This window comes from Candidatus Eisenbacteria bacterium (genome assembly GCA_035577985.1).
In the GTDB taxonomy this organism is placed as follows: Bacteria; Desulfobacterota; Binatia; order DP-6; family DP-6; genus DATJZY01.
In genome coordinates, this window is record DATJZY010000065.1 from 1 (window position 1) to 16,332 (window position 16,332).

At 72.2% G+C, this 16,332-nt stretch carries 15 protein-coding genes; 5 read left to right on the forward strand and 10 right to left on the reverse strand.

From position 1 onward, the window contains the following. Positions 1–634, forward strand: a 634-nt coding sequence (locus tag VMS22_10250; GenBank protein ID HXJ34404.1) for an N-acetyltransferase, incomplete at its 5' end; no start/stop codon positions are given. 6 nt (positions 635–640) lie between these two features. On the opposite strand, the gene VMS22_10255 is transcribed toward VMS22_10250, so the two are convergent. After that, positions 641–1,822: a GNAT family N-acetyltransferase gene (locus VMS22_10255; protein HXJ34405.1), complete on the reverse strand. Its 1,182-nt coding sequence runs from the start codon at positions 1,820–1,822 to the stop codon at positions 641–643. Between the two features lie 115 nt (positions 1,823–1,937). Here VMS22_10255 and VMS22_10260 point away from each other — a divergent pair, with 115 nt between their 5' ends. Together VMS22_10260 and VMS22_10265 are read left to right on the forward strand one after the other, a co-directional pair. After that, positions 1,938–2,603 carry a response regulator transcription factor gene (locus VMS22_10260; protein HXJ34406.1) on the forward strand — a complete coding sequence of 222 codons (666 nt, stop codon included), beginning with the start codon at positions 1,938–1,940 and terminating at the stop codon, positions 2,601–2,603. A 267-nt stretch (positions 2,604–2,870) separates the two neighbouring features. After that, entirely contained in the window at positions 2,871–4,055 is a 1,185-nt protein-coding gene (locus VMS22_10265) for a family 1 glycosylhydrolase (GenBank protein HXJ34407.1), read from the forward strand. Positions 4,056–4,061: 6 nt separating this feature from the next. Here the strand turns inward: VMS22_10265 and VMS22_10270 are convergent, their stop codons facing one another. Together VMS22_10270 and tesB are read right to left on the reverse strand one after the other, a co-directional pair. Then, entirely contained in the window at positions 4,062–4,484 is a 423-nt protein-coding gene (locus VMS22_10270; protein ID HXJ34408.1) for an MAPEG family protein, read from the reverse strand. Beyond that, positions 4,481–5,356 carry an acyl-CoA thioesterase II gene (tesB, locus tag VMS22_10275; protein ID HXJ34409.1) on the reverse strand — a complete coding sequence of 292 codons (876 nt, stop codon included), beginning with the start codon at positions 5,354–5,356 and terminating at the stop codon, positions 4,481–4,483. Before tesB ends, VMS22_10270 begins: the two co-directional genes overlap by 4 nt. A 66-nt stretch (positions 5,357–5,422) precedes the next feature. Here tesB and VMS22_10280 point away from each other — a divergent pair, with 66 nt between their 5' ends. Continuing rightward, positions 5,423–6,454: a zinc-binding dehydrogenase gene (locus VMS22_10280; protein ID HXJ34410.1), complete on the forward strand. Its 1,032-nt coding sequence runs from the start codon at positions 5,423–5,425 to the stop codon at positions 6,452–6,454. Between the two features lie 4 nt (positions 6,455–6,458). Here VMS22_10280 and VMS22_10285 read toward each other — a convergent pair whose 3' ends face one another. From VMS22_10285 to VMS22_10310, 6 genes are read right to left on the reverse strand one after another with little or no spacing between them, the layout of a single operon-like run. Beyond that, a complete protein-coding gene (locus tag VMS22_10285; GenBank protein HXJ34411.1) occupies positions 6,459–7,826 on the reverse strand; it encodes a glycosyltransferase family 39 protein in 1,368 nt (455 codons plus the stop codon). Then, positions 7,807–10,863 carry an efflux RND transporter permease subunit gene (locus VMS22_10290; protein ID HXJ34412.1) on the reverse strand — a complete coding sequence of 1,019 codons (3,057 nt, stop codon included), beginning with the start codon at positions 10,861–10,863 and terminating at the stop codon, positions 7,807–7,809. The genes VMS22_10285 and VMS22_10290 overlap by 20 nt, the downstream gene beginning before the upstream one ends. A 4-nt stretch (positions 10,864–10,867) precedes the next feature. After that, a complete protein-coding gene (locus VMS22_10295) occupies positions 10,868–11,752 on the reverse strand; it encodes an efflux RND transporter periplasmic adaptor subunit (protein HXJ34413.1) in 885 nt (294 codons plus the stop codon). Further along, positions 11,746–12,972, reverse strand: coding sequence for a TolC family protein (locus tag VMS22_10300; GenBank protein ID HXJ34414.1), 1,227 nt, complete (start codon positions 12,970–12,972; stop codon positions 11,746–11,748). The genes VMS22_10295 and VMS22_10300 overlap by 7 nt, the downstream gene beginning before the upstream one ends. Then, a complete protein-coding gene (locus tag VMS22_10305) occupies positions 12,969–14,342 on the reverse strand; it encodes an ATP-binding protein (GenBank protein ID HXJ34415.1) in 1,374 nt (457 codons plus the stop codon). Before VMS22_10305 ends, VMS22_10300 begins: the two co-directional genes overlap by 4 nt. Continuing rightward, positions 14,339–15,016 carry a response regulator transcription factor gene (locus VMS22_10310; GenBank protein HXJ34416.1) on the reverse strand — a complete coding sequence of 226 codons (678 nt, stop codon included), beginning with the start codon at positions 15,014–15,016 and terminating at the stop codon, positions 14,339–14,341. Before VMS22_10310 ends, VMS22_10305 begins: the two co-directional genes overlap by 4 nt. A gap of 94 nt (positions 15,017–15,110) precedes the next feature. On the opposite strand from VMS22_10310, the gene VMS22_10315 reads away from it, so the two are divergent. Then, positions 15,111–15,674, forward strand: a complete 564-nt coding sequence (locus VMS22_10315) for an isoprenylcysteine carboxylmethyltransferase family protein (GenBank protein HXJ34417.1) — start codon at positions 15,111–15,113, stop codon at positions 15,672–15,674. Positions 15,675–15,910: 236 nt separating this feature from the next. Here the strand turns inward: VMS22_10315 and VMS22_10320 are convergent, their stop codons facing one another. Then, positions 15,911–16,330, reverse strand: a complete 420-nt coding sequence (locus VMS22_10320; GenBank protein HXJ34418.1) for a PaaI family thioesterase — start codon at positions 16,328–16,330, stop codon at positions 15,911–15,913. Positions 16,331–16,332 lie beyond the last annotated feature (2 nt).

The following is a 16,332-nucleotide window of genomic DNA, read 5'->3' on the forward strand; positions in this document are numbered from 1 at the left end:
GTCGCTCAACGCGGTCCCGTTCTACCTCGCCGCAGGCTGGGCGCGGGAGCGCGCGACCACGCACACGCTGGCGCCCGGACGCGACATCGCGTGCGTCGTCATGACGAAGACGCTCGCTGAGCTGCCCGTCGTCGTGCGCGAGGAGACGCCGGCGGATGCGGGCGCCATCCGCGCCGTCAACGTGGCCGCGTTCGGCCGCGACGGCGAGGGCGTGCTCGTGGATCGCCTCCGTCACGCGGGCGCACTCGGGCTGTCGCTGCTCGCGGAGCTCGACGGGACCGTCGCCGGCCATCTCGCTCTCAGCCCGGTCACGATCGATGGCGCATGCGGCGCGCCGCTCGGCCTCGGGCCGATGTCCGTGCTTCCGGCATACCAGGGAAACGGCATCGGCTCGCGCCTGGTCGAGGAGGGACTCGCGCGGGCGCGCGAGCGCGGCCATGGCGCGGTGGTCGTCCTCGGCCATCCCGGATTCTATCCGCGCTTCGGCTTCGTGCCGGCGAGCCGCTTCGGCCTGAGCTACGACGACCGCGTGCCCGACGAGGTCTTCATGGCCGCGGAGCTGGTGCCGGGCGCGCTCGCGAGCGCGTCCGGCTTCGTGCGCTACCGGCCCGAGTTCGACGCCGTCTCGGAGTAGCCGCGCTCAGAACTCGTCGAACATCCAGGGCATGGCGCCGGCGAAGACGCGATCGAGCGCCGCGCGATCGCCGTCCGATCCGCCCTCGAGCAGTCCCGCGCGTGCGAGGAGCGAGGTCGTCGCATGACCGCTGAAGAGCGCGGACAGCGCCCCGATGCCGACGCGGACGGCCCCGGCGCCGCCGGGCTCGAGCCGCCCGCGTGCCTTCTCGACGACCAAGGTGAAGCGCCCGCCGTTCCACGGGCAGACGCCGTCGGCGATCTCGAGCGGGACGACGCAGCCCACGTCGTCGGGGAACCCCCGTGCCGCGACCGCGCCGGGCGCGTCCACCATCCGGAGCATCCACGGCCGCTCGCGCAGCACGGTGACGTCGGGCGCTCCGAGATGCATCGCCAGTGGATCGACGCCGCCACCGCGGAAGTACGTCGTCGGCGCGATCGCGGCCGACGCCGCGACCAGCGACCACAGGGCGCGCCATGCGGTCGCCGTCGCCGCGACGAGCTCGAGCACCATGAGATTGAAGCCGTCGGGCGGCGAGTTCGAAGGCAGCGGCAGGTGGCGGTAGAGCACGTAGCCGTCGCCATCCGCGACGTAGAGATGATCGTCGGAGAAGCGATCGAAGAACCAGTCCCAGCGCCCGCTCGGCCGGTCGACCCAGCCATTGTTCTCGCGCGCGACCCGAGCGTAACAGGCGCGAATCGCGTCGTGGTCGCGCTCGCCCGCACGTCGCACGGTGACGTCCGGCGTCGCGACCTGCGCCAGCGAGCGTGTCGGGACCTGCCGATACACGACGGTGCCTGCGATCTCCCAGCCGAGGCTGCGGTACGGCCGGGTCACCTGCGGGAAGAGGACGGAGATCGTCTCGCCGCGCCGGTGCATCGCGTCGATGGCGGCGCGCACCACGCGCGCGGCGTAGCCCCGGCCGCGACGCTCGGGACGCACCGCGACTGCCCGCACGCCTCCCATCGGAATCGCGCGCCCGCCGAACCACTGTCCGAACGCGAGCACGCCCGCCATCGCGACCAGCCGGCCGGCCTCGAACAGGCCCTCGAGGCGCTCCGGACCGATCGCGCGCTCCCATTTCCTCCAGTGTTCCTGATGGGATGGATCGGCATTGAAGGCCTCGCGCTCGATCTCCCACACCTGATCGAGGTCCGCCTCCTCGAGCGGTCGCTGATCGAGCGCCATCGTTGGATGATCCTACTACTCCGAGACCGGCGAGGCATATTCGCCCCGAGGCTGACCAATTCACGGCACCAAACGTGCCTTGCCAGGGTCAACCGATGTGCGCTACGGCCCGGCCATGATCCCGGCACGCATCCTCCTGGCTGACGACGAAGAGACGTTTCGAGCTTCGGTTGCCGTGCTCCTGCGGCGGGAGGGCTACGACTGCGACGTGGCTAGCTCGGGCGAGGAGGCCGCGGAGCTACTTGCCAAGGCACAGTACGACCTCCTCATCAGCGATCTGCGGATGCCGGGCAACATGGACCTCGAGCTGCTGCGCGGCGTGTCGAACGGTGGGGCGGTTCTCCCGGTGATCGTGGTGACGGCGTATCCGTCCGTACCGACCGCGGTCGAAGCGATGCGCTTCGCCGTGGTCGACTACCTCGTGAAGCCGTTCGACTTCGACGATCTGCTGCGCTCGGTGCGCCGCGCGCTCGAGACGCGCAAGGCGGCGCGTATGCTCGAGTCGCTGCGCGACGTGCTGGCCGACGGCTCGACGGTGGCGCAGATCGCCCGCCGCGTCGCGGCGCCGACCAACGGCTCCGCCTCGGACGTGCTCACGCCGCGCGAGCGCGAGATCGTCGCGGCCCTCTCATCGGGCCAGCGCGTCGGTGCCATCGCGGAGCGGCTCCGCGTGTCGGAGCACACCGTTCGCAACCACCTGAAGGCCGTCTATCGCAAGCTCGACGTCCATTCCCAGGTGGAGCTGCTCTCGCGCTGGCGCGCTCCGGGCCAGCGGGCGTAGTCCGAGCCAAGACTGCGTCTTGGCTCGGAGGGGGACGCGAGGGTGGTGCGTGGTGGCACGCACGACCGGCATGTCGCGGCCAGCGAAGCTGGCGCGACATACGAGGGTACGCGCCCCGAGCTGCAGCTAAGGTGACGCTCGCGTACGTGGTCGTGCCGGTGTGACGCAGCGACATGTCGGTCGCGCGGGCCACGGACGCCGCACTCTCGCGTTCCCCCCGACCCAAGACGTAGTCTTGGGTCGGCACTGTATAGTAGACCCGTCCGCATGGCGCGCTTTCCGGACGGGTTCGTGTGGGGCACGGCGACGGCCGCCCACCAGGTCGAAGGGGGCAACTGGAACAACGACTGGTGGGCCTGGGAGCACACGCCCGGGGCGCCGTGCACCGAGCCGTCCGGCGACGCATGCGACCACTACCACCGCTACCCCGACGACATCCGGCTGCTCGCCGCGCTCGGCTTCAACGCGTACCGCTTCTCGCTCGAGTGGAGCCGCATCGAGCCCGAGGACGGCGAGTTCTCGAGCGCGACGCTCGATCACTACCGGCGCATGTGCGCCACCTGCCGCGAGCACGGCCTCGAGCCGATCGTCACCTTCCACCACTTCACGACGCCGCGCTGGGTCGCGGCGCGCGGTGGGTGGACGGCGTCCGAGACCGCCGATCTGTTCGTCCGCTACTGCGAGCGCGTGACCGCGCGCCTGGGCGACGTCATCGGCCGCGCCTGCACGTTCAACGAGCCGAACGTCGTCGCCACCTTCGGGCACCTCTGGGGCCTCTTTCCGCCCGGCAAGCGCGATGCCGATCTGCGACGCCGCGCCAACGACGTCTTCATCGACGCCCACAAGCGATCCGTGCAGGTGGTCCAGGGCGGGCCGGGTACCGTGCCCGTCGGGCTCACGCTCGCCATGCAGGACATGCAGGCGGTCGCGGGAGGGCACGCGGTCCGCGACGCCGAACGCGCGCTGATGGAGGACGTCTACCTGGAGGCGGCGCGCGGCGACGACTTCATCGGCGTGCAGACGTACACGCGCTTCCGCTACGGGCCCCATGGGATGCTCCCGCCCGAGCCGGGCGCCCGCACGACGCAGATGGGCTACGAGTTCTGGCCCGAGGCGCTCGAAGCGACCATCCGCCGCGCCTGGGAGATGACGCGGCAGGTGCCGATCCTGGTCACCGAGAACGGCATCGGCACGCTCGTCGACGCCGAGCGCGTCGAGTACGTCGAGCGCGCGCTCCGCGGCGTGCTGGCGTGCCTGCGCGACGAGATCGACGTGCGCGGCTACGTGTACTGGAGCCTGCTCGACAACTTCGAGTGGACGTTCGGCTACGGGCCGAAGTTCGGACTGGTCGAGGTCGATCGCACGACGCAGGTGCGACAGGGCAAGCCGAGCGCCGCCTGGCTGGGGCGCATCGCCCGCGCGAACGCCCTCGACGACGACCGCGACGCCTGAGCGGGTCTACACCGGCGCGACCGCAAGCGCCGTCATGCCGAGCAGGCAGGCGAGCTGGATCACGAGGAACGCGAAGCGGCGATTTCCACGCACGCCGCCGCCGGGCGCCACGTGCACGATCGACTGCGCCAGGCGGGCGGCGAGGTAGACGACCGCGAGGAGGTCGAGCACGGGTCCGGTGACGCCGCGCACCGTGGCGATCAGAACCACGGCCGCGAAGAGGGGCAGGTTCTCGAGCGCGTTCACGTGCGCGCGGAAGAGCCGCCAGATGAGGCGCCGGTCGTCCGGCACGCCGAAGTCGCGCACCACGCCGCCGGCCGCGAGGTGCCGGAAGCGCGCGATCGAGAGCGCCACCACCAGCCCGATCGTCCACACCACGAACACGACGAGGCACCACAGGGGCACCGTCATCGGCAGGACGGACCTCATGCGCTCGTGCGCGGCTTCACGGGGCGGATGAGCCCCTCCTGCGCGACGCTCGCCACCAGACGGCCGTCGCGGGTGAAGAAGTGCCCGAGCGTGAACCCGCGCGCGCCGTGCGCGGCGGGGCTCTCCTGCGCGTAGAGGAGCCACTCGTCGGCGCGGAACGGGCGGTGGAACCACATGGCGTGGTCGAGGCTCGCCATCGCGTAGCGCGGATCGTTCCACGGGATTGCGTGCGGGAGCGTCGCCGTGTCGAGGAGCATCAGGTCCGAGGCGTAGGCGATCACGCACTGGTGCAGGAGCAGCGACGCATCGGGGAGCCGGCCGCTCGCCCGGATCCACACCAGCTGGCGCGGCTCGCGCGGCGTCGGCTTGAACGGGTTGTGGTCGGTGACGCTGCGCGTATCGATCGGGCGCTCGCGCGTCACCCACTTCCACACCTCGGGATGGAGCTGGTCCTTCACGCCGGCGAGCCGCTCCTCGGTCGTGGGCAGGGTCTCGGGATCGGGCACCTCCGGCATGCGGAGGCCGTGTTCGGGACCCTCCTCCGGCCGCTGGAAGGACGCGGACAGCAGGAAGATCGCCTCGCCGTGCTGGATGGCGACCGCGCGACGGGTGGTGAACGAGCGGCCGTCGCGGATGCGATCGACCTGGTACACGATCGGCACCTTGGGATCGCCGGGACGCAGGAAGTACGAGTGCAGCGAATGCACGACGCCGGTCTCGACCGTGCGGCCCACCGCGACGAGGGCCTGTGCCGCCACCTGTCCGCCGAACACGCGCAGGCGCATCTCCTGCGGGCTCTGCCCGCGGAAGAGATTCACTTCGAGCTCCTCGAGGTCCAGCAGGCCGAGCAGCTCGTCGAGCGCGCGTTGCATGTCGCGCGTTGTGACATGGTCCCGCCGCTCTTGCACGCGCGGCGAGGCGGCGGGATAACCCGCGCCATGCGTGCTGCCGTCATGCGGAACTCGAGCCTCGTCGTCGACACGGTTCCCGATCCGGAGCCCGGCCCGGGGGAAGCGATCGTCAAGACGCTCGCCTGCGGGATCTGCGGCTCGGATCTCCACGCGCTCAAGTTCGCGCACAAGATGGTCGACATCGCGCGCGAGACCGCAATGCCCTTCAACATGGACCCGTCGAAGGACGTCGTGATGGGCCACGAGTTCTGCGTCGAGGTCCTCGACTACGGCCCCGGCACCGACGGCAACGTGAAGCCGGGGCGGCGCGCCGTCTCGATGCCGCTCGTCTTCCGGCCGACCGGCATCCTCGGCGTCGGCTACTCGAACGAGATCCCCGGCGGCTACGGGGAGCTCATGGTTCTCAACGCCTCGCTCCTGCTCGAGGTGCCGAACGGGCTCGCGACCCCGTACGCCGCCATGACCGAGCCCATGGCCGTCGGATTGCACGCCGTCGAGAAGGCACGGCTCGCGCCGGGTGACGCCGCGATGGTGTTCGGGTGTGGACCGGTCGGGCTCGCGGTCATCGCGGCCCTCAAGCTCCGGGGCGTCGACCCGATCGTGGCCGGCGACTACTCCCCCATGCGGCGCGAGCTCGCCGGCAAGATGGGTGCCCACGTGGTCGTCGATCCGAAAGAGAAGCGGATCGTGGACGCGTATCGCGAGTCGGCCGACCTGCGACCGGCGGCCATGTTCGAATGCGTCGGCGTGCCGGGCCTGATCCAGGAGGTCCTGCGGCAGGCCCCGCTCGGCGCCAAGATCGTGGTGGCCGGCGTCTGCATGGAGGACGACGCGATCCGTCCGATGCTCGCGATCAACAAGGAGCTCTCGCTCCAGTTCGTGCTCGGCTACACGCCGATGGAGTTCGCCGACACGCTCGGGGCGCTCGCCGACGGCCGCATCGACGTCACCCCGCTCGTGACGGGGAAGGTCGGGGTCGAGGGGGTCGCGCAGGCGTTCCGCGACCTCGCAAATCCCGAGACGCACGCCAAGATCCTCGTCGAGCCCTGGCGCGCGTAGGGCGTCACCCGGGCGGACACTCGAGGAGCGCGATGCGGCGGTCGCCTTCGCCGGCCGCGTCGACGACCCGGAGGCCGAGCGCGGTCGCACGATGGAGCGACGGCGCGGGCGCGATGACGAGCGTATCGCGCTCGCAGACCATCGGCTCTCGGCGGATGGAGCGGGCCAGGCGATAGCGCAGGACGAGTGCATCGTTCTCGAGCAACGTGGGCGCCGCGACCAGGTGAGCGGCGTCCGCGACGCGAGGTGCGATGCGATCGGCGAATGGAACGAGCACATCGCGCCTCGCCTCGCCGAGTCGGCTCCGCTGTTCGCTCGCGATCATGACGAGCGACAGCACGACGACGGCCGGCAGGAGCCAGCGCGCCCGCACGGGGGCCAGCGCGCGCGCCACGAGGAGGGCGATCGCTGGATAGGCGGGGAGCAGATACACGCCGCGCGTCCGGCTCGCGAGCGCGAAGAAGCCGACGACGACCATCCACCACGCATGGAGCAGGTGGCCGGCCGCGTCCTCCCGCTCCCCGCGCCACCATCGCCGGGCGCTCCACACGAGCACCAGATTCCACGGCAGCAGGTGGGCGGCGAAGGCGCGCGGGAGGTGTGTCGAGCGGCTGCCGTGGCGACCGAAGGCGCCGAGGCCGACCATGCGGTTCACGTTCTCGTGGAAGAGCTGCACGTCGAGGAACTCGCGCCCCGCGATCCGGTAGGCGGCGACATACCAGCCGCCGATCGCGATCAGGGCCGCCGTGGCGAGGGGCCATGGCCAGAGGGCCGCCAGCTGCCCCAGCCGTCGCTCCGCCGCGAGGTAGGCGATCGCGATCCCGAGCGCCAGGACGGCGCCCGCCGGGCCCTTGGTGAGGCTCGCCGCGACGACCGCCAGCGTGCCCACGATCGCGGGCGCGAGCGTTCCGCGGCGATCGCGCAGGTAGAGCGCGGCGACGAACACCGTGATCGCGGCGGCGAACACCATGTCGACGCGAGCTTCGATCGCGGAGCGCCAGAAGTAGGCCACCGACGCGAGCACGGCAGCGCCGATCAGGCCGACCCGCCGCCCGCCGATCGCCTCCCCGAGGACGAGCGTCGCCGCCAGCATGGCGAAGGCGCCGAGCGCCGAGGGAAGGCGCACGACCGCGTCCGTCGGCCCGACGACTTCGCCTGCGGCCGCCGCGATCCAGTGGAAGAACGGCGGCTTCGACGCGAGCGCTCCGTCGCGCCGCGCGATCACCCAGCTCCCGTTGGCGACGATGTCGCGCACCACGAGGCCCTCACGCGCCTCGCCGCGACTCCAGATTCCCGGGTCGTGCAGCGGCCACGCGAGCAGGGCCGCGAGCAGCGCCGCGAGGCACGCGAGGTCAGCGGCGCGCGCGCGCATACCAGGACGGCACGATGAAGAGATTCAGCCACGTCGAGGTGACCAGGCCCCCGACGATCACGAGCGCCATGGGCTGATCGATCTCGCCGCCGGCGTGCCCCCCCAGGAGCAGGAGGGGGACGAGGGCGATGCCGGTCACGAGGGCGGTCATGAGGATGGGGGCGAGCCGCTCGACCGCCGCGACGATGAGCCCCGCGTGATCGAGGCGCTCGCCCCGCTCGCGCTCGACGTCGCGGAAGTGCGCGATGAGCACGATACCGTTGCGGACCGTGATCCCGAACACCGTGACGAAGCCCACGATCGCGCCGAGGGAGAGGTGACCGCCGGCACCGACGACCACCGCCACGAGCCCCCCGACGAATGCGAGCGGTACGTTCACCATGGTGAGCGCCGCGAGGCGGATGGAGCCGAAGTCGATGAGAAGGAGGAGAAAGATGCCGAGCAGCGAGACCATGCCGAGCAGGAGGAGGCGGCGGCGCGCAGCAGTCGCCGCGGCGTACTCGCCTCCCACTTCGGCGTAGACGCCATGGGGGAGCGGGGCCGTGCGCACGACCTCGGCGACGTCGGCGGCCACCGCGGCGAGCGAGCGGTCCCGCGCGTCGAGGCGCACGACCACCGTGCGCACGGCGTCCTCGTGCGCGATCAACGCACGCAGCGGTCCGAGCGAGACGTCGGCCACCGTGCCGAGCGCCACCGTACCGGCGCCGCCGGTGGGAACCGGGAGCGTGGCGAAGCGGATGGGGTCCGTACCGACCTCGGTCGCGACGCGCAGGACGATGTCGGCCTGGCGTTGTCCCTCGACGAGACGGCCGACGGGCTCGCCGCCGAGGACGCTGCGGATGGCTCGTCCCACGGCGGCGGTCGAGACGCCGAGCCGCAGGAGGTCGTCGCGGCGCGGCCGCACGTGCACGCCGGGTGCTGCGAAGGCGCCGGCGGCGTGCACGTCGACGGCGCCGGGAACGTCCGCGATGCGCTCGGCCAGCAGCCGCGCGCCCTCTTCGATCGAGCCGAGCTCGGCGCCCCGCACGCGGACGACGAGCTCGGCGCCTTCGCCCTCGATCGTCTCCTCGATGCGCTCGTTCAGGTATTGCTTGACGTCGAAGGTGAAGCCCGCGATGTCCTGCACGGCGGTCGCGAGCGCCCTGGTGACGGCGGCCGCCTCGTTGCCGGACGTGAGACGCACGAGGAGCTCGCCGCGCTCGGATCCGAACGCGTGATCTTCGGCCAGCGTCGCGCGTCCGATGAACTGCGCGACCGAGCGGACCCCCGGCACGGCGAGGAGCGCGCGCGCCGCCGCCGCCCCGACGCGGGCCGTCTCGTCGAGGCCGACTCCTGGTGCGCCCGTCATGTGCAGGATGAGATTCGTCTCGTGGAACTCGGGCAGGAACTCGAGCTGGAGCAGCGGCGCGAGCAGGATCCCGGCGACGACCGTCGCCGCCGCCGCGACGCGCATGCGGCCGGGCCGCTCGAGCACGCGCTCGAGCGCGGCGGCGTACCGCGTTCGGAGCGCGCGGACGAGGCGCGGCACGGTGTGCTCCTTGGCGGCGTTCGGGAGCAGCAGGAGCGCCATCACCGGCGTGACCGTGAGGGCGACCGCGAGCGAGGCCATGGTCGCGAGCACGTATGCGGCCGCGAGCGGACGGAAGAGCGCACCTTCGAAGCCGCCCATGAAGAAGAGCGGCAGGAAGACGAGCGCCACCATGAACGTCGCGTAGACGACGGCGCTGCGTACCTCGACCGACGCGCGAAGCACGACCTCGCGCGCGCGCGCCGTCGGCGGGGCCGCCTGCAGCCGTCGCCAGCAGTTCTCGACGTCGATGATGGCATCGTCGACCACCTCGCCGACCGCCATCGCGAGACCACCGAGCACCATGACGTTCAGCGTCTCGCCGAACGCGTTCAGCACGAGCACCGCCGCGAGCAGGGAGAGGGGAATGGCGACGAGGCTCGCCAGGGCGGCGCGCACGTCGCCCAGGAAGACCAGCAGGACGATCGACACGAGCACGCCCCCGACGACGAGCGCACGCGCGAGGTTTCCGATCGCGTGCTCGACGAAGGTGGCCTGGCGGAAGAGCTCGCGGTCGACGCGGACACCCGCGGGCAACACGCGTGCGAGGGCTGCCAGCGCCTCTTCGACGGCGCGCGTGACCTCGACGACGTTCACGCCCGGCTGCTTCACGACCAGCAGGAGCACACCGGGCTCGCCGTCGACGAGGGCCGTGCCGACCGGGACCGCGGCCCCCTCGCCGACGTCGGCGACGGCGCCGAGCGGCACGGGCGGATTTCCGCGGCCGGGGATGACCGCCTGGTCGAGGTCGGCGACGCTGCGCGCGCGCCCGTCGAACCACGTCTCGAGGCGTTGACCTCTGCGATCGAGGAAGCCCGAGCCCGACGGTGCGTCCGCCGCGGTGGTCGCGGCAGCGAGGTCGTCGAGCGTCGCGCCGTAGGCCGTGAGGCGCTCGGGCGTGGTCGTGAGTTGGACCTGCCGGGTCCCCCCCCCGTAGACGACGACGTTCGCGACGCCGGGCACGGCGAGGAGGCGCGGCGTGATGGTCCAGTCCGCGAGGTCGCGCAACACGAGCGGCGAGGTCTGCCCATCTCCACGCAGGCCGACGGCGAGGATCGTCGTGAGGACGGACGCCAGGGGGGCCACGCGTGGCCTCACCCCCGGCGGAAGCTGCTCGCTCGCCAGCGCGACGCGCTCGATCACCAGCTGCCGGGCGCGATACGGATCGGTGCCGTACGGAAAGATGGTGATCACGGTGGAGAGCCCGAGCGACGACTCCGAGCGGATCTTCGCCACGTCCGGCGTCCCTGCCAGCGCCTGCTCGAGCGGGGTCGTGACGAGCGCCTCGACGTCCTCGGCCCCGAAGCCGGGCGCTTCGCTCTGCACCTCCACGATGGGTGGCGCGAACTCGGGGAACACGTCGAGCGGGGCTACCAGGGCCGCGTGAATCCCCAGCGCGACGAGCAGGGTCGCGAGCAGGAGCACCACCGGCCGATGGCGCAGCGAGGTATCGACGAGCCGGCTGACCATCAGCTCAATCGCCGCCGCCGGCTGCGAGCGCGGCGGCGGAGAGCAGGCTCGCGGCGCCGGTCGTCGCCACGCGCGCGCCGGCTGCGAGGCCCGACGTGATCTCAGCCACACCGTCGCGGATCACGCCCAGTGTGACCTGTGTCGCCGAGTAGCCGCCGTGTCCGTCGTCCACGAAGACGAGGGCGCGGCGGTCGTCGTATACGACCGCGGCCTCGGGGACGGTGACACCCTCGTGCGGCGTTCCCACCTCGATTGCGACGGAACCCGTCATGCCCGGCAGCAGCCGGTGCTGGGGATCCGTCACGCGCACGCGAACCGGCGCGGTGCGCGACGTCTGGTCGACATAGGACGGCGCGCCGTCGACGGTGCCCTCGAACGTCTCCCGTGGCGTCGTGTCGGACATGAAGCGCGCGTCGGCCCCGGCGGCGACGAGCCCGACCGCCTCCTGGGGTACGCGGGCGACGACCCACGCCGTCGCGGGCGGCGTGCCGGCGGCGTCGGGGCGGCCGCCGAGGCTCGCAACGACCTGCCGCGCGCGCTCCGCCGCGGAGCGCGCGCTCGCCTCCTCGGCCAGCGCGGCGTCGAGGTCCTTCTTCGGTGCGACCGCCTGCGCGAGCGCCTGCAGCCGAGCGACCTGCTGCGTCGCCAGACGCAGGCGCGCCTCGGCCGCGGCGAGGTCGTTGCGGGCGTCACGGGCCTCCGGCGTGAGGCCGTCGGGCGCGACGGTTCCGGGCATTCGCACGACGTCGCGGATGGGCGCGGTCGCGGCGACGGCGGTTTCGAGTCCCGGCACGGTCGGCTTTGCAGCTTCGTGGTCTGCGGGATCACGCGTGCACGCCAAGGCGAGCGCCGCGAGGACGAGCGCAACGTGGCGGACCGCCATCACCATGGATCCTCCCCGACCGCTTCGATCAGCTCGGCTTCGGCCTCGCGCAGGGCGAGCCAGGCATCGACGGCAGAGCGCCGGGTCGCCCGCAGGCGGTCTTGCTGGTTCAGGACCTCGGGCAGGCCGAGGTATCCGCTCGCGAGCGCCCGTGCGAGGCTCGTATGAGCGGCGTCGACGGTGGGCAGCGTCTCGGTGCGGTAGCGTCCCCAGGTCGCGCGGGCCGCGCGCTCGTGGGCGAGCGCGGTCCCGACGTCGCGTGGAATCTGGCGCTCGAGCCGCACCACGTCCGCCGCCGCAGACGCCGCCTGTCCCCGGAGATCGGTCTCCGTGCCCTGCTGGCGGTTCCAGATCGGCAGCGGGATCTCGACCTCGCCGCCGGCGAGCGTCTCTTCGCCGTTCTCGTGGCTGTAGAAGCCGCGGAAGGTCGGATTCGGAACCAGGCCGCTACGGCGTGCGACGTCGGCTTCGCCGTCCAGGCGATCGCGCTCGGCGCGCGCCGCGGCGAGATCGGGTCGCACGGCGAGCGCACGCGCGACGAGGGCGGCCTCGGGAGGCGTCGGCGGCCGTGGATCGTCGGTCGCCGTCACGGCGAAGGTCTCGTCGGGTGGGGCGCCGATCGCGAGCGCGACGCGGCGCTGGGCGCGCACCACTTCGACGTCCGAGCTCGTGGCGTCTTCTCGTTGCTTCAGCGCGTCGATGCGTGCGAGCTCGACGTCGAGACCGCTCGCGTCGCCGTGCGCGAGACGGGTGGCCATGGCGTCGGCGAGCTGCTTCGATTCGGTTGCGGCCTCGGCGTCGATCACGCGGCGGCGCTGGGCGGCGACGAGTCCGGCGAAGGCGCGCCGCACCTCGGCGTCGACCGTGCGCTCGCGATCGGCGAGCAGCCGCTCGGCGCGATCGACGCCGTGGCGGGCCGCGCCGACGCGCAAGCCGCGCTGGCCGCCGACCTCCACCTCCTGAGCGACGGTGACGGCGTTGTCGACGTTGGTCGCGTGCGGAATGTGGTGATGCGTGCCGCTCGCGGCGACCGTCGGATTGGACGGGAAGAGGCCGGCCTGCACGAGCCGCCCGCGCGCGGCGTCGAGGTCGGCACGGGCCGCGGCGATGTCGGGGCTGTCGGCGTGCGCGCGCGCGAGCGCGCCCGCCAGCGTGAGCGGCTCGGCGCCCCGAGCGGACGCCGCGCCGAGGACGAGGCCCGCCGCCAGGGCGGCCGTGCGGATCATGCGGGCTCGCCGCCTCGCGCGAGGGGCAGGGTGACGGTGACGGTCGTTCCGGCGCCCGGCTCGCTCGCCAGCAGGATCTCGCCGCGGTGCCGGGACACGATCTCCCGGCACAGCGCCAGGCCGAGACCCGCACCGCCTTCCGCGGTCGCGCCACGGTAGAAGCGCTCGAAGACGCGAGGCTGCTCGGACGCCGGGATGCCGGGACCCTCGTCGTGCGCGCGGATGCAGGCGTGCCCGTTGCGGCGTGCCACGGCGAGGTCGACGTTCGCCCCGGGCGGCGTGTGGTGGAACGCGTTGTCGACCAGGTTGAGGATCAGGCGCTTCAAGAGGTCGGGGTCGCCCACCACGGTGACGTGGTCGTCGGCGCGAAGGGCGAAGCGGCGGCCCTGCTCCTGCGCCACCGGCTCGAACGAGTCGGCGACCTCGCGGGCGAGCTGTCCGAGGTCGACCGTGTGATCGCGCTCGCGTGCATGACCGGGATCGCCCTCGACGGCGCTCAAGGTGAGCAGGGTCTCTGCGAGCCGGCCGAGGCGCTCGGTCTGCTCGAGCGCGTCGAGCAGGTCGTCACGATACGCCGACGCGTCGCGCGACGACGCGAGGCCCACCTCGAGCCGCGTGCGGAGCGCGGCGATCGGCGTTCGCAGCTCGTGGGCCGCGTCGGCGGTGAAGCGCCGGAGGTGTCCGATCGCCGATTCCAGCCGCGCGAGCACGCGGTTCAGCACCGCGGCCAGCCGATCGACCTCGCTCGTATTGCGCTGCTCGAGGCGCCGGCCGAGTGATCCCGCTTCGATCGTCTCGAGCTCCGCCGCGAGCCGCTCGAGCTCGCTCGTCGCCCGGGTCGTGATCGCCCAGGCGAGGCCGGCCAGGATGGCGAGCGAGAGCGCGGCGGAGACGGCAATCATGAGGCGCGCGCGCCGGATCGTCGCCTTCGGGTGCTCCACCTGGACGCCGATCGCGATGCTCCCCCCGTCGGGCAGGGTGTCGACGACGGTGCGCGTGCCGCGCGCCTCGTCCATCACCAGGCGCTGATCGGCGTCCGGTCCCACCGTCCCCGTGTTCCCGAGGTCCGCGGGCACCGGCCCGTAGCTCGCGACGACCCAGCCGTCCGCCGAGGTCACGCGAACGAACTTGCCCGGACCCAGGTCCTCCTCGCGGCCGATCAGCGCGACCGCGGGCGCGAGGTCGTTCTGGTTCATCTTCACGATCGCGGCCAGGGTCTCCGCCTCCTCGGAGAGTCGCGAGTCGAGCGGGCTCCAGACGGTACGCTCGATGAGGATGCTCGTGGCGATCGCGGTCCCGAGCACGACGAGCCCCGCGAAGACCGCGAACGTCACCGTCAGCTGGACGCGAAGGCTGCGCGGTGTCCTCATCCGGCACGCTCGCCGAGGATGAACCCGGCGCCGCGGATCGTGTGCAGGAGCGGAGGGCGCCCGCTCACGTCGAGCTTGCGGCGCACGCGGCTCACGTGCACGTCGACGAGGTTGGAGATTCCCTCGTAGCTCTCGTCCCAGCAGCTCTCGAGGAGCGCGGAACGGGTCACGAGCTCGCCGCTGTGACGCATCAGGTACTCGAGGATGGCGAACTCCTTCGCGGTGAGGGAAACGACCGTGTCGCCGCGCCGCACCTCGAAGCGCGCCGGATCGAGCTCCAGATCGCCGACGCGCAGGACGGTGCCGGACACGACGGTGCCGCGCCGCAGGAGCGCCCGAACGCGCGCCAGCAGCTCGGAGAGCGCGAACGGCTTGGTGAGGTAGTCGTCCGCCCCGGCGTCGAGGCCCGCCACGCGGTCGGGCACCGTGGCACGCGCCGTCAGCATGAGGATCGGGATCGTGTCCTGTCGCTCGCGCAGCTTCCGCGTGAGCGCGAGGCCGGCCATGCCGGGCAGGCCGAGGTCGAGGATCAGCAGGTCGTACGGCGCGAGCCCCATCAGCTCGAGCGCGCGTTCGGCGGTCCTGGCGTGATCGACCGCGAAGCTGGCGGTGGCCAAACCATCGACGAGGGCCTTCACCAGGGCCGCGTCGTCTTCGACCAGAAGCACCCGCATGTTCGAGCGTTTGGGTCTATAGCGGACGGGCGCGGGGGGTAGAAAGGGAGGGCTTCACCGTGGCTTCACGGTACGCCTGATAAACCCGCCCACCGTGCCGACGAATCGGCCGAACCGGGCCCTCGTGCTCCTCTCGCGTTGGCGGATCAACATCGGGTGGCTCTCGCTCCTGTTCATCCCGCTCGCCAAGCCCACGATCGGCACGACCCTGGCCTGGCTGCCGCTGCTCGCCGCCGGTGTGGCGCTGCGCGTGTGGGCGCGCGGCCACCTCGTACGCGCGCAGCGTGTCACCGACACCGGTCCCTACGCCCTCGTCCGCCACCCGCTCTATCTCGGCAGCCTGATGATCGCGCTCGCGTTCGCGTTCATGACGCGGGTTCCGCTGGCGCCGGTCGTGATCACTGCCGTCTTCCTTCTGATGTACGTGCCGAAGGCCCTGCGTGAGGAGGCGTACCTCACAAAGCGCTTCGGCGCGCAGTACGTCGCCTATCAGGATCGCGTCGGAGCCTTCGTGCCCCGCGTCCTGCCGACGGGACTCGGCGACTTGAGCTTCACGTGGGAGCGCGTGCTCGGGCACCGCGAGTGGAAGACGTGGATGGGTATCGCGGCGCTGCTCACGTTCATGTTCGTGCGTGCCGCCACCATGACGATGCACTGAAGGTGCCGCGCGGCCGGGGGCGGGACTCCGGCTTCGGCTCGGCGCGAAGAGAAAGAGACCCCCCGTCTCGATGCAGTCGGCGCGCCGGGCGTCGAAGCTTTCGTCTCGCCCTCGACCGGGCGGCATTTTCGCGAGAGTGGGACGTGGGTGGCACGCGCGACCGGAGTGCGGCGGCCGGCGAAGCCGGCGCCGCATACAGGAACGCGCGCGGATCAGGCGTCCGCGAGGGACTCTTCTCAGGTGCGGTGGGTGAGCTTGTAGGTGACCAGGGCGCGGGCGATGTCGGTGGCGGCGGCGTCGGCCACGGTGACTTCGCAGACGACGATCGACTGGCCGCGTTGGAGGATTCGGCCGGTGGCGAGCAGGTCGCGGCCGCTTGCGCCGTTCAAGTAGTTGATGGTGAGACCGACGGTCGTGCCGCGCGGACCGCGGGTGACGTCGGCGCCGGACCAGGCGGTCGCGGTTGCGGTCGCGTCGATGAGTGCGGCGATTGCGCCACCGTGCACGAGGTCGCCGAAGGTCGTGATCTCCGGCCGGAACGGCAGGCGCACCTGCACGCGGTCGGTTTCGTTCGCCACCGGCTCGAGGGCGAGCAGACGTCCCAGCGGGGCGGCGACGATGGCGTTGCGGATGAGGGCGTCGAGCTCGGGGCTCATGC